General features: G+C 68.5%; 8 protein-coding genes and 2 pseudogenes. 4 read left to right on the top strand and 6 right to left on the bottom strand.

Annotation, left to right across the window (positions count from 1 at the left end; all coding sequences use genetic code 11):
• Positions 1 to 130: 130 nt before the first annotated feature.
• Entirely contained in the window at positions 131 to 1,597 is a 1,467-nt protein-coding gene (locus KDL01_RS33030; RefSeq protein ID WP_212532608.1) for an FUSC family protein, read from the bottom strand.
• A gap of 78 nt (positions 1,598 to 1,675) precedes the next feature.
• Between KDL01_RS33030 and KDL01_RS33025 the strand changes: the two genes are divergently transcribed.
• The gene (locus tag KDL01_RS33025; RefSeq protein WP_212532607.1) at positions 1,676 to 2,104 is read left to right on the top strand and encodes a MarR family winged helix-turn-helix transcriptional regulator; all 429 of its coding nucleotides are present in this window, start codon (positions 1,676 to 1,678) and stop codon (positions 2,102 to 2,104) included.
• 41 nt (positions 2,105 to 2,145) lie between these two features.
• Here KDL01_RS33025 and KDL01_RS46860 read toward each other — a convergent pair.
• Positions 2,146 to 2,229 (bottom strand): annotated as a pseudogene (locus tag KDL01_RS46860) (integrase core domain-containing protein); the annotation flags it as partial.
• 82 nt (positions 2,230 to 2,311) lie between these two features.
• On the opposite strand from KDL01_RS46860, the gene KDL01_RS33020 reads away from it, so the two are divergent.
• Positions 2,312 to 3,145 carry an SAM-dependent methyltransferase gene (locus KDL01_RS33020; protein WP_212532606.1) on the top strand — a complete coding sequence of 278 codons (834 nt, stop codon included), beginning with the start codon at positions 2,312 to 2,314 and terminating at the stop codon, positions 3,143 to 3,145.
• A 243-nt stretch (positions 3,146 to 3,388) separates the two neighbouring features.
• On the opposite strand, the gene KDL01_RS33015 is transcribed toward KDL01_RS33020, so the two are convergent.
• Entirely contained in the window at positions 3,389 to 6,721 is a 3,333-nt protein-coding gene (locus tag KDL01_RS33015; protein ID WP_212532605.1) for a pectate lyase-like domain-containing protein, read from the bottom strand.
• Between the two features lie 174 nt (positions 6,722 to 6,895).
• On the bottom strand, positions 6,896 to 8,854 hold the full coding sequence (locus KDL01_RS33010; RefSeq protein ID WP_212532604.1) for a carbohydrate-binding protein: 1,959 nt from the start codon (positions 8,852 to 8,854) through the stop codon (positions 6,896 to 6,898).
• 1,101 nt (positions 8,855 to 9,955) lie between these two features.
• Here KDL01_RS33010 and KDL01_RS33005 point away from each other — a divergent pair.
• The gene (locus KDL01_RS33005) at positions 9,956 to 10,534 is read left to right on the top strand and encodes a TetR/AcrR family transcriptional regulator (protein ID WP_212532603.1); all 579 of its coding nucleotides are present in this window, start codon (positions 9,956 to 9,958) and stop codon (positions 10,532 to 10,534) included.
• 107 nt (positions 10,535 to 10,641) lie between these two features.
• On the top strand, positions 10,642 to 11,235 hold the full coding sequence (locus KDL01_RS33000; RefSeq protein WP_212532602.1) for a maleylpyruvate isomerase family mycothiol-dependent enzyme: 594 nt from the start codon (positions 10,642 to 10,644) through the stop codon (positions 11,233 to 11,235).
• Positions 11,236 to 11,302: 67 nt separating this feature from the next.
• On the opposite strand, the gene KDL01_RS32995 is transcribed toward KDL01_RS33000, so the two are convergent.
• Positions 11,303 to 11,965, bottom strand: a complete 663-nt coding sequence (locus KDL01_RS32995) for a formate dehydrogenase subunit gamma (protein ID WP_212532601.1) — start codon at positions 11,963 to 11,965, stop codon at positions 11,303 to 11,305.
• A pseudogene (locus KDL01_RS46165) lies at positions 11,949 to 12,075 on the bottom strand (molybdopterin-dependent oxidoreductase); the annotation flags it as partial. The pseudogene KDL01_RS46165 and the gene KDL01_RS32995, both read right to left, overlap by 17 nt.

The following is a 12,075-nucleotide window of genomic DNA, read 5'->3' as shown; positions in this document are numbered from 1 at the left end:
GGCACCACCCGAGTGAGCACCCCCAACGCAACCCGATCCGACAACCGCCCCACGGACGACGACTTCACCTGACCCGGCCTCGGCACACCCACCTAACGACCAAACAAAGCCAAAGTCACTGGTATTGCGTCTAGGCGAGTGCTGATTCCGGTGCCCGGAGCGCGCCGCGCACGGCGGCGGCGTGCCCCTTCACCGTTCGCAGGTGTTCGCCTCCGGCGTCGGCCTGCTCGGCGCCCGCGAGCGCACGCAGCGGCGGCGCGCAGGCCCGCACGGCCTCTATCGCCGCCACCGCCGTCTCCACCCGCTCCCGTGCGCGTCGACCCCGCTGCGTCATGCCGACCATCGGCAGTGCGGACAGGCGGCGCAGCCCGTAGAACGTCGGGGCCACGTTCTCCAGTTCCTCCAAGGCGCCGAGGAACACGGCGTGCCGCGTGCGCAGCTGGGTCGGATCTCTCGGCGTGGCGCGGAAAGCCTCGGTGAACGCGCCGAGCGCGAACAGGGCGTCCGCGAGTCTGCGTCGCAGGACACTGGCGCTCTTGACCGGCAGTACGAACCAGCTCACCGCGACGGCGAGAACGCCGCCGATCAGGATCTGCTCGAGCCGCTCGCCGAGCAGCCCGATGTGCGTCTCGCCGAAATAGCCCTGGAGCAGCGAGAGAACCGAGGTCACGCACCCGGCCCAGTAGGCGTAGCTGATCGTGCGCAGCCAGCCGCCGACGACCAGCACGAGCAGGATCGCGGCGACGGCCACGGCGTCACGCGGCGCGAACGTCCCGGCGAGCACCGTCGCGACGACCGTGCCGACGCAGGCGCCGAAGACCCGTTGCAGGCACTTGTAAGCGACATCGCCGCGTCCGCGATTGCCGCTGTTGACCACGAAGACGGTCAGCACGATCCAGGTCCAGTGCGGCGCGTACGCCCAACGCCCGATCAGGAAAGCCAGGCCCAGCGAAAGCCCCATCTGCGTCGCCATCCGGGTGCTCGCCTGAATCCGCGCGCCCGATGTACGCGGCGGGGCGGCGCGCGCGGTCCTGCCCGTGGTTCCCGCCGTCGCCGGTATCGCCTCGATCAGCCCGACACGCTGCCCCAGTTCCTGAAAGAGCCACACCCACCCGAACGCGATGACGGCCGCGACGGCGCTCCACAGCATCGAACGCCCCTCTGATGGCATGCCGGCCGTGATGTTCGTCGGCAGCACCGGCACCGGCACCACCAACAGCGCGATGAACGGAAGCGCCATCAGCGTGCCCAGCCGTTGCCCGATCGGCCCGAAGCGCCGAAGCCAGATGGAGAGCGTGAGGCCGACCGTGAACAGTGTGTCCGCGACGTTCGGATGCTCGACGAACAGCCGCCCGATCTCGGTGCAGGCGACCGAGATCAGCGGCAGCGTGGCGAGCGTCTGCAGCCGCGGCCCGATCCCGCGATGCCGCTGCGTACGCCCGAGACTCATCCCGAGCACGACCGTCAACACGACGATGTCCGGCCCGAGCTGCTCGAAATGGTCAAGGGCCAGTCCCGAGCCGAAGCAGACGAGCACCACAGCCGCTTGGGGTAAAACCGGCCCCATATTACGCAATACGTACGATGCCAGAGCCATGGATAGTACCGATCCCCCCTACAGGCTGCCGATGCCGCGTTGAGTCGCCGCTAAAATAGTAAGTGATAGCGTAGTACTGTGGCGAATGACATTCCCCCGGAGCTGGTCGCGCAGATCCGACGCGGCGCGACCCGGCTGGCCCGGCGGCTGCGCGCGGAACGCCCGGCAGGCGGCCTGAGCCTGAACAAGCTGGCCGTACTCAGCCACCTTCACCGCAACGGCCCCAGCACGCCCGGCGAGATCGCCGCCGCTGAGCGGCAGCAGCCGCAGTCGCTCACCCGGGTCATCGCGGACCTCGAACAGACCGGCCTGATCACCCGCGACCGCGACGATCGCGACCGCCGCCAGTACGTCCTGGCCCTGAGCCCGGCCGGCCGCAATGCCCTCGCCGTCGACGCCGCCGGACGAGACCGCTGGCTGGCCGACGCATTGCGCGATCTGAACGAGACCGAGCGCCAGGTCCTGCGCCTCGCCGCGGCGCTGATGGAGGAACTCGCCGAGCTCTGATGCCCTGCGGGTGCCGATAACTTCGACCGAGCTGGCCACGCCAGTAGTTCACGTCGACAGGTCCCGATCCACCGCTCCATGATCGCATTCATCCTTGGCACGCGGATCCCGGTGAGCATGACCTTGCTCCACCGCTCCGCGTGCCCTCGAGCGAATCATCGACCTCTGACTATCTCGGGTGGCACTGCGGGTGCGAGACTGGCTCGCATGGACCCCATCGACGTGGCGGAACTGGCACTGAGTCTGCCCGAGATCGACCCCGAGAAGCCCAGCCCCGCGCGCATCTACGACTTCTGGCTCGGAGGCAGCCAGAACTTCGCCGTCGACCGCCAGGTGGGCCAGCGCGCCATCGACGCCCTCCCGGGCCTGCAGGCAGGCGTCCGCGCCAACCGCGCGTTCCTCGGCCGCGTGGTGCACCACCTCGCCGAACGCGGCGTCACCCAGTTCCTCGACCTGGGCTCAGGCGTGCCCACGATCGGAAACGTGCACGAGGCCGCCCGGTACGTGAATCCGGCCACGCGCGTCGTCTACGTCGATATCGATCCGGTCGCCATCGCCCACGCCCGGGCGCTGCTGGCCAAGGTCGACCAGGTGGAGGCGATCCTCGCGGACCTTCGCCAGCCCGAGAGCGTACTCAACCACCCCCTCGTGCGCGAAACGCTCGACCTCACCGCCCCGATCGCCGTCCTGATGAACGCGGTCATGCACTTCATCCCCGACGCCGAATACCCCGACCAGATCGTGCGCGCCTACACCGACTGTGCCGCGCCCGGCAGCTACATCGCCATCTCCCACGGCACTGAAAACCCCGGCCAGCGCCGCGAGGTGGAAACACTCGTCAACGACTACCAGCGATCAACGGGCGTACCGCTCATCTCGCGTGGCGCCGAACAGATCAGCTCATGGCTCACCGGCCTGGACATCCAGCCGCCCGGCATCGTCACCATCGACCAGTGGCACCCCGACACCGAGGACCCCCACTTCGTCCCGCTGTACGGCGTCCTGGCCCGCAAGCCCGACACCCACCCGGCTCGGTCTTGAGTCTCGTGAAACGGGCCAGGTGATCTGGGCCGCGATGCTGACCGCGGCTGAACACCTGGAGCGAGATCTGGTCGTGGACAACCCGGAGATCGGCTTGCAGCGGACCCGGATCGCGACGGCGCTCTCGCTCGAGCCGGCCCCGCAAGACCGGTGCGGCTCACGCCGCAGGCCTGTTCCGCACGCTGGGAGCGTGCGGGACAGGCCTGCGGGTGAATCAGAGCCGGTGCCGGCGGCGCCGGGTCGTCAGTTGTACGACACCACGTCGCTCGGCCCGATGTTGGTCGAGCTGACCGCCGTGCCGGTGCCGTCGATGACCGACTGGATGCCGCCGGATCCGTTGAGGAACACGGTCATCAGGTCGTTCACCGAGATGCCGGAGCTATTCGGGACCTGGAATGCCATGGCGTTCTCGATCGCGACGCCTTGGCTGAAGTACGAATAGCTGCCCAGTCCGTACGCGGTGAAGCTGGTCACCGAGTTCGGCACGTAGAGCGCCGGGTAGCCGTCCTGCGTCGAGCTGGACATCCACGCCGCCTGGGACGGCACGTCGTACGGGTTCTCGTTCTGGAAGAACAGCAGGTAGCCGCCCTGGCCGTTCCACTGGACCTCGTCGCCCTGGTAGTGCTCGACCGCCAGGCCGTACGCGGAGACGTTGTTGGCGTTGACGATCAGGCCGGTGGTGGCGGTGTTGGCCGTCCAGCCCACGCCGCTGCCGTGGTCGGCGCGCCAGGCCCACACGTTGTCGATGATCGAGTTGTTGCTGTCGTCGACGAAGGTGTTGGTGGCCGAGCCCGCCTCGGCGCCGCCGATCCGGAACGAGACGTCGTCGACGCTGACCGGGTCGGCGGCGTTGTTCGCGGTGGAGCCGGCGGCGGCGATCTGCAGCAGGGCCGGAGAATTGACCGGTCCGGCGTCGAAGATCAGGCCGGAGATGTTGACGCCGGGCACGTCCGCCACGTTCATGGTGACGTTGCCGTTGGTCGGGATCAGGGTGGCGAAGCCCAGGCCGATGATCTTGGTGTTGGGGCTGGTCACGTTGATCGTCGAGGCGTAGCTGTAGACGCCCGGGGTGAACAGCAGGTTGTCCCCGGCACCGAGCGCGGCGTTGATCTGCGCGATGGTGCTGGAGGAGTTGACGATATAGAACGTGTTGTTCACTGAGAGCGAGGTGCCCGGGGTGTTGGTGCCGTTCGCGGTCCAGGACGCACCGGTGGTGTTGGACTGGACCGAGGGTACGAACACGTTGTAGTTGCCCGAGGAGTCCTGGTACAGGTACGGCTCCTCCTGCGTCACCGGGCAGCTGGCCAGCGTGGTGTACGGGGCCGGGCCTCCGCTGTCGCCGGCGTTCGCGGCAAAACTCTGCGCCGGGGCACCCGGGTCGCCACAGAACACCTGGTTCCAGACGCCGTTGCTCCAACTGCCCATGCCGGTGTTCTGGGTGAAGTACTGCTGCTGGGAGCCGTTCGTGATCGCGCCGGTCACCTGCGAGTCGCCCATGTAGCCGCCGGAGGCGTAGTCCGGCGAGCCGTCGCAGAAGTCCATCAGGGTCAGGTTGCCGTTGATCTGCACCCGGCGCATCGGGGAGTCCTGCGAGGAGGCCCACACCTCGTCACCGGCGAAGCAGCCGGTCAACCCGGCGACGTTGATGGTGAGGTTGTACACCGAACGCCAGAAGTTGTCGGTGGCGACACAGCTGGTCTGCACGCCGCCGGCGCACTGGTTGTACGAATCGATGGTGCCGTTGATCACCGTCTGGCCCGGGTTCTGGCCGAGGCCGGCGACCTCCTCGTAGTAGCCGACCTGGAAGTCCAGCGGGTCGGCCGAGGTGCCGTAGGTGCCGGGCTCGAACAGCAGCGCGTAGCGCTGGGTGCCGAACTGGTTCGGGTTCTGCTGGGTGCCCAGCGTGTTCAGCTCGCTCTGGATGCTCGCCTCGGACTCGCTCGGGGTGAACACGATCACGTTGGAACCGAGGCTGCCGCCGGTGGGCGGCGGCGCGACCCCGCCGCCGGCGAACGTCAGGTAGTTGAGGTTCCAGCCGCCGGCGTCCTGGTCGATCGTCAGGGTCTGGGTGCCGGCCGGGAGGGTGATGGTGGCGTTCACCGTCGCCCAAGTCTGGTACCCACCGGTGGCCGGGGCCGCGATGCTCCCGGACAGATTGGTGCCGGAGGAGTTGGCGATGTGCAGCGCATCGGCGACGGCCGAGGGCGCCGCGATCCGCACGCCGACGGTGTAGGTGCCCGCAGTGGCGACGTTCACGGTGTACTTGAACCACTGCCCGGCGCTCGTCCAGCCGAGGTCGTTACCGCCGCCGGTGTCGGAGCTAGCCTCCAGATCCACCCCGTCCGACCGGTAGCTGTTCGCTGAACCGTTGGTCGAGGTGACGCTGTACGCCACACCCTGACCACCGGTGTCGTAGTTCTCCGCCAGCACCGTGCCTGGCACCGCTGCGGCCGTGCCGCCGTACGGGCCCTCACTAGGAGTGCCGCCGGCCGCCGCAAGGGTCAGGTAGTTGAGGTTCCAGCCTGCCCCGTCCTGGTCGACGGTCAGGGTCTGGGTGCCGGCCGGGAGGGTGACGGTGGCGTTCACCGTCGCCCAGGTCTGATACCCACCGGTGGCCGGCGCGGCGATCGCCCCGGACAGGTTGGTACCGGAGGAGTTGGCGATGTGCAGCGCATCGGCGACGGCCGAGGGCGCCGCGATCCGCACGCCGACGGTGTAGGTGCCGGCCGTGGCGACGTTCACCGTGTAGTTGAACCACTGCCCGGCCGTCGTCCAGCCGAGGTCGTCACCGCCGCCGGTGTCGGAGGTGGCCTCCAGATCCACCCCGTCGGAACGGTAACTGTTCGCTGAACCGTTGGTGGAGGTGACGTTGTAGGCCGTGCCCTGGCCGCCGGTGTCGTAGTTCTCCGCCTGCACCGTCCCGGGCACCGCCGCGGCCGTACCGCCGTACGGGCCCTCACTGCTGGTGAAGGTGAGGTAGTTGAGGTTCCAGCCGGCGGCATCCTGATCGATCGTCAAGGTCTGGGTGCCGGCCGGCAGCGTGACGGTGGCGGACACCGTCGTCCAGGTCTGCCACCCGCCGGTCGCCGGGACGTTGATGTTGCCCGACAGGTTCGTACCCGCGCTGTTGGCTATATGCAGACCGTCCGTGACCGCGCTGACCGCGGCCACACGCAGGCCCACGGTGTAGGTGCCGGCAGTCGCTACGTTCACGGTGTAGTCGAACCACTGCCCGGCGGCCGTCCAGCCCTGGTCGTCACCGCCGCCGGTGTCGGAGGTGGCCTCAAGGTCCACCCCGTCCGACCGGTAACTGTTCGCAGTACCGTTGGTCGAGCTGACGTTGTACGCCACACCCTGACCACCGGTGTCGTAGTTCTCCGCCTGCACCGTCCCAGGCACCGCCGCGGCCGTACCACCGTAGGGCGAGCCCGTCGCGGCGTAGGCCACGGTGTGGGCTGCGGTCAACGAGGCCGCGGCCAATGCCGTGGCCGCGACGATCGCCCGGGCGCGCAAGCGGCGGCGGGCCCGTGGCCGTTCGGCGCCGGCGAGAGGCCGGGGGGTCGGAAGAGATCTCATGATGCTTCGTTGGCTCCTGATCTTCTGTCGAGGTGTGGCGCGGGTGTGCGGAGCCGCGCATGGTGGACACTGCGCGGCGGGCGCCGGCCCGGCGGGAGCCGGACCGGCGCTGTCACAGGGAAGGTGCTCTCCCCCCGAGGGGAGAACAACCGGGGCCGGAGGCCGCCCCCGGGGTCAGAATCCGACTGCCACCTGCACGTACTGTGCGTCGGTGCTGTTGAAGTCGGACGACTGTCCGTTGTCGTCGTCGTAAGCGAAGCCGTACTGCAGGCCGTTGACCGCGTACTGGTGCCAGAACGCCGAGTAGTAGTTGCACGGGGCGTTCTCGTAGTAGTCGGCCGGGGTGTTCTGGATGGTCGTCGAGAACTGGGCCACGCAGCGGTTCAGTCCGGCGCACAGGGCCGCGTTGCCGTTCAGGGCCGGGCTTCCGCCGCCCTGGCAGCCGAAGACCTCCTGCGTGGTCTCGGTCGCACCGACCGAGGCGGCGTAGGCCACCATGTAGCTGGCGTCGGCGCCGCCCGGCTGGAAGGCCGCGATGTCACCGGGCGCCGGGATGTTGTACGGCGCGTTGACCGTGGCGAGCTGCTGGAAGACCGTCGGCACGGAGCTTTGGAACAGCGAGAACACCTGGCTGCGGCTGTCCGCGAACAGGGTGTTGTCGTCGCCGACCGTGGTGTCGGAGCCGTCCGAGTTGTGCAGGTGGACGGCCAGCGGCAGACCCCATGCGTCGACCCGCGAGGTGTCCGCGTTGATGGTGGTGCCGCTGGAGTTCAGCTCGACGAAGTCGTTGTACTGGCTGTTCGCGGTGCCGAGGTAGAAGTAGATCCGGCACGAACCGCACGAGGTCATCGTGTAGTACGGCGACTGCGCGATCGACTCGGTGACCCCGTTGACGCTCCAGTAGACCTCGCTGTCCGGGTAGGCACCGTTGGTCGCGTTGAGGAAGTCGAACTCGATGGCGTTCGAGACGCTCGGGATGGCCGAGGTGTTGCCCCAGAACCCGGACGGGAAGCCGCCGTAGCTGCCCCCGCCGCTCGAGCCCGAACCGAAGGTCAGGTAGTTGATGTTCCAACCGGCGGCGTCCTGGTCGAGCGTCAGCGTCTGCGTGCCCGCGGGCAGGGTGACGCTGGTGTTGACCGTGGTCCAGGTCTGGTACCCGCCGGTGGCGGGGGCCTGGACGGCGCCGGAGATATTGGCCCCGGAGCTGTTGGCGATGTGCAGCGCGTCGCCCACCGCGCTCGGCGCGGCCAGGCGCAGCCCGACCGTGTAGGTGCCGGCGGTGGCGACGTTCACCGTGTACTTGAACCACTGCCCCGCCGCGGTCCAGCCCACGTCATACCCGCCGCCGGAATCCGTGGTGGCCTCCAGGTCCACCCCGTCCGACCGGTAGGTGTTGGCCGACCCGTTGGTGGAGGTGACGTTGTAGGCCGTGCCCTGGCCGCCGGTGTCGTAGTTCTCCGCCTGCACCGTGCCCGGCACCGCCGCGGCCGTACCGCCGTACGGGCCCTCACCAGAAGTACCGCCGCTCGAGGTGAAGCTCAGGTAGTTGAGGTTCCAACCGGCGGTGTCCTGATCGATCGTCAAGGTCTGGGTACCGGCCGGCAGCGTGACGGTCGCGGTCACCGTCGTCCAGGTCTGCCACGCGCCGGTCGCCGGGACGTTGATGTTGCCCGACAGGTTCGTACCCGCGCTGTTGGCTATATGCAGACCATCCGTGACCGCGCTGATCGCGGCCACACGCAGCCCGACCGTGTACTTCCCGGCCGACGCGACGTTCACCGTGTACTTGAACCACTGCCCGGCGCTCGTCCAGCCGAGGTCGTCACCGCCGCCGGAATCCGTGGTGGCCTCCAGGTCCACCCCGTCCGACCGGTAACTGTTCGCAGTACCGTTGGTCGAGCTGACGTTGTACGCCACACCCTGACCACCGGTGTCGTAGTTCTCCGCCTGCACCGTCCCAGGCACCGCCGCGGCCGTACCACCGTACGGGGCTTCGGTCGCGGCGTACGCCACCGAGTGCGATGCGGACAGGGCGAAGGTGAGCAGCGCCGTGGCCACGACGACGGCGCGGACCCGGGGGGCCCGGCGGCGGCCCTTGGCAACGGCCCGCCGCAAGAGGGATCTCGAACTCATCGCTGTTTCCTTGGATTCGTGTTCTACTACGGGACCCTGTTGCCGGCCGCCCGGGTCTGCGTGAACCGGTACGGCCGACGCGGGCTGCGAGCCCGAAGACGGGGCGCGTTGCGGGTGGGTGGGCGCAACGGCGTCCCGTTCACAACTCCACGGCCGGCTTGGCCGAAGGGGTCTTCGGGGCCTTTCCACGGAGCGGAAACGTTTACGGAACGTGGGACACGTCGCCGCTGAGCGCACGACACGGCACCACCCGTCCCGGGACTGCGCGTTACGGGCGCAGCGAGGGAACCGAGCGGGACGTGGAGCGGGTATGCGGCTGTGGTGGAACCGAGCGTCGAGCGGAGGAGCGGCACAACACCGAGCAGAGGAGCGGCACAACACGAGGTGCTGGGACATCGAGCGCAGACCGGCCACCGGGTGCCGTGGCTGGAAAACTCAGAGAGCGCTCTCCGTCCTCAGATTGGTTTACACCAGCGTGTCGGGCGAGTCAAGACTCGACCGAAGACCCGGCCGCGCCGCGCGAACTCCCCCGGCATCGGCGACGGCGGCCGCTCCGCCGCCGGGCCCCGCGCAACGGCGGACACGCATCGCGGCTGCTGCTTCTCACCGCCGAAGCACCGCCGCATCACCGCAATACATCGGAGCTCTGACAAGGTCTGACGGGCTCTTCGGCGCGCCCACAGCATCCTGATAGGGATGACCGGGAGGCCTTTCGATCGCGTTGCCGCTGACCGTTGCCTGGCACCCGCGCCGCCTCAACAAATGGAAGCCATCATCGGATGTTCTAGAGGACGCGATGAGTTCGACGACGATGTTGATTCAGGATACGAAGCCGAGCCCGGGTATCGCACAGCGCGGCTCACGCCGCCTCACGCGATTGCTCGCAGTCCTGGGTCTGCGTTTCGTACCGCTCACGGTCGCACTCGGCCCCGCCGCTCCCGCAGCGCAAGCGGCGGCAACTCGGGCTGGGCGAACCCGACGTCCACCTACCGCCGTCAGGCGATTCACTTTCCGATGGCTAGTGACTCGCTTGTCGGCGGCAGGTAGCATGCGAAGCGGAACGACCTGCCGCCGAGGAGAGCCGAGCAAAGGAGCCGCGCGATGGCGCCACCGGTGAAAGCCGTCTCCAGCCGCGCGGTCCAAGCCGAGCAGACCAGGGTGGCGATCCTCGAGACCGCCGAACGCCTGTTTGCGGAACGCGGCTACGACGCCACGTCGCTGCAGATGATCGCGGATGAGATGGGGCTGACCAAAGCCGCCGTCTACTACCACTTCCGGGCGAAGATCGACATCCTGCACGCGGCCATGCAACCGGGTCTGCGGCGCATCGAGGAGCTGCTGGAGCAAGCCGCCGTGATGCGGGGGCGACGCGCCAGGATCGAGCACTTGGTCGCCGGCACGGTCGATTTTCTCGTGCTCAACCGCCACTACGCGGTGATGGCGGCCGGCGATCCGGCCTCGAAACAGCACACCCTGGACGAGGACGCGCAGACGACCGTTCTGCGCCGCCGCACCCTCGCGCTCTGCTTCGGTGACCAGCCGCGGCCTGAAGAACGGCTCGCCTTCCGCGCGGCGCTCGCACTCACCGAGGCCCTGCCGGACCTCGTCGACCTGAGCGACGAAGAACTTCGCACGGCCCTGCAGACCACGATGCTGCGCATCCTTCGCGTCCCATCCTGAGCGCTCTACTGGCGCCGGACCCGTCCCCACCTCCGGGCGATCCCCGGATCCCCCGCCTCCTCACCACTCCTACGAACTCACCACACTCCTACGAAGGAGCCGCCGTCATGGCTGAGCCGATCGACGCACGCGAACGCGGAGAACTGTGCGACCTGCTGGCACGACTCGGGCCGGACGCACCCACCCTCTGCGAAGGCTGGACGACCCTCGACCTCGCCGCACACCTGGTCCTGCGTGAGCACTTCAAGAAGTGGACCGACGAGCGGATGGACGCGGAGAAGGCGAAGGGGCTTCCGACCCTGATCGCCCGCCTGCGCGCGGGCGCACCTCTGGTGCCCTGGCGGCTGCCCCGCCTGCGCACGCTGCTGAACGGCGTCGAGTACTACATCCACCACGAGGACGTGCGCCGGGCCAACGGCCTGGACCCGCGCACCGACCGGCCCGACCTCGAGCAGCTGGCCTGGCGCATGACCGGATTCAGCGGCCGCGGCCTCGCCCGCCAGATCCGCCCCCACGGACTGGAGCTGCGACGGCCCGCAGGCGAACCGCGCCGCTTCGGGCCGCCCGGCGGCGCCGTGATCGTCGGCGAGCCGGCCGAGATCATGCTCTACCTGAGCGGACGCCGCGACGCGGCCCGAGTCTCGCTCGAGGGCGACCCCGCCGCGGTCGCCGCGCTGGGCAACACCAAAACCGCCGTCTGAGCATCAGGTTCCATGCGTGCTTGACGGCTGGGTCCCCCGTGATCGGCTGCTGCGATACCGAGCCGGTTCAGGGGCCGTCCAGGCCGGCTCGGGCTTCCTGGTCGGCGATCTCCTGGGCCCAGAGTTCGTGTTCGTGCTCGGCCCAGGAGCGCGGGACGGTCCCGCGGCGCATCCCGGCCCGCGCATGCCGGTCACCGACCGCGAAGTACACATGGCCGATGATGTCGAAACCGATAGCCAGGGCCAGCCAATCGTGCACGAACGTCGCACCGGTCCGCATCGAGACACTCGCGAGACCCTGGAACCACATAATCGTCCCGGTACCCGCCATCACCAGGATCGAGCCACACAAAAACGCCGCGTTCAGCTTCTGGCCCGCGTTGAACTTCCCGACCTTCAACCCGCGCTCCCGAACCCGCCCCCGCTTCCAGCCCCGCTGCCTGAGCCACGCCAAATCATCCGCCGTATGACGATTCAGCCGCCGCGCATCCGCACGATAGGCCTTCGAGAACACCCCGGCCGCCATCGGCACCGGCAGCGCAAACCCGCAATACAGATGCACCACCGCCACAAACTGACGATGACCCGTATAGATCGCCAACTGGTCGTTGTACAGAATCGCGCCCGTCGCGATCAGCACCAGCATCAGCACGGTGGTGGCCCAGTGCACGTAGCGCTCCGCCCGGGTGAAACGCTCGATCCGCCCCTCGCCGTCACGTGGTGGGGGCATCGTTCCTCCCGTTCGACGCACCGACCCACCCGTCCACCGCGTACCCGAAACCCTCCCAATACCCCGGCTCCACCCGATCCACCAACTGAATCTCCGAAAGCCACTTAATA

Origin of the sequence: Actinospica durhamensis (assembly GCF_018139695.1) — a bacterium.
Taxonomy (GTDB): Bacteria; Actinomycetota; Actinomycetes; order Streptomycetales; family Catenulisporaceae; genus Actinospica; species Actinospica durhamensis.
The sequence above is the reverse complement of the archived record's forward strand: the minus strand, read 5'-3'. Positions and strand labels throughout refer to the sequence as shown.

Excerpts from the sequence above, each read along its gene's own strand:
- KDL01_RS33030 (WP_212532608.1), bottom strand. The coding sequence starts at position 1,597 with ATGGCTCTGGCATCGTACGTATTGCGTAATATGGGGCCGGTTTTACCC.
- KDL01_RS33020 (WP_212532606.1), top strand. The coding sequence starts at position 2,312 with ATGGACCCCATCGACGTGGCGGAACTGGCACTGAGTCTGCCCGAGATC.
- KDL01_RS33015 (WP_212532605.1), bottom strand. The coding sequence starts at position 6,721 with ATGAGATCTCTTCCGACCCCCCGGCCTCTCGCCGGCGCCGAACGGCCA.
- KDL01_RS33010 (WP_212532604.1), bottom strand. The coding sequence starts at position 8,854 with ATGAGTTCGAGATCCCTCTTGCGGCGGGCCGTTGCCAAGGGCCGCCGC.
- KDL01_RS33005 (WP_212532603.1), top strand. The coding sequence starts at position 9,956 with ATGGCGCCACCGGTGAAAGCCGTCTCCAGCCGCGCGGTCCAAGCCGAG.
- KDL01_RS33000 (WP_212532602.1), top strand. The coding sequence starts at position 10,642 with ATGGCTGAGCCGATCGACGCACGCGAACGCGGAGAACTGTGCGACCTG.
- KDL01_RS32995 (WP_212532601.1), bottom strand. The coding sequence starts at position 11,965 with ATGCCCCCACCACGTGACGGCGAGGGGCGGATCGAGCGTTTCACCCGG.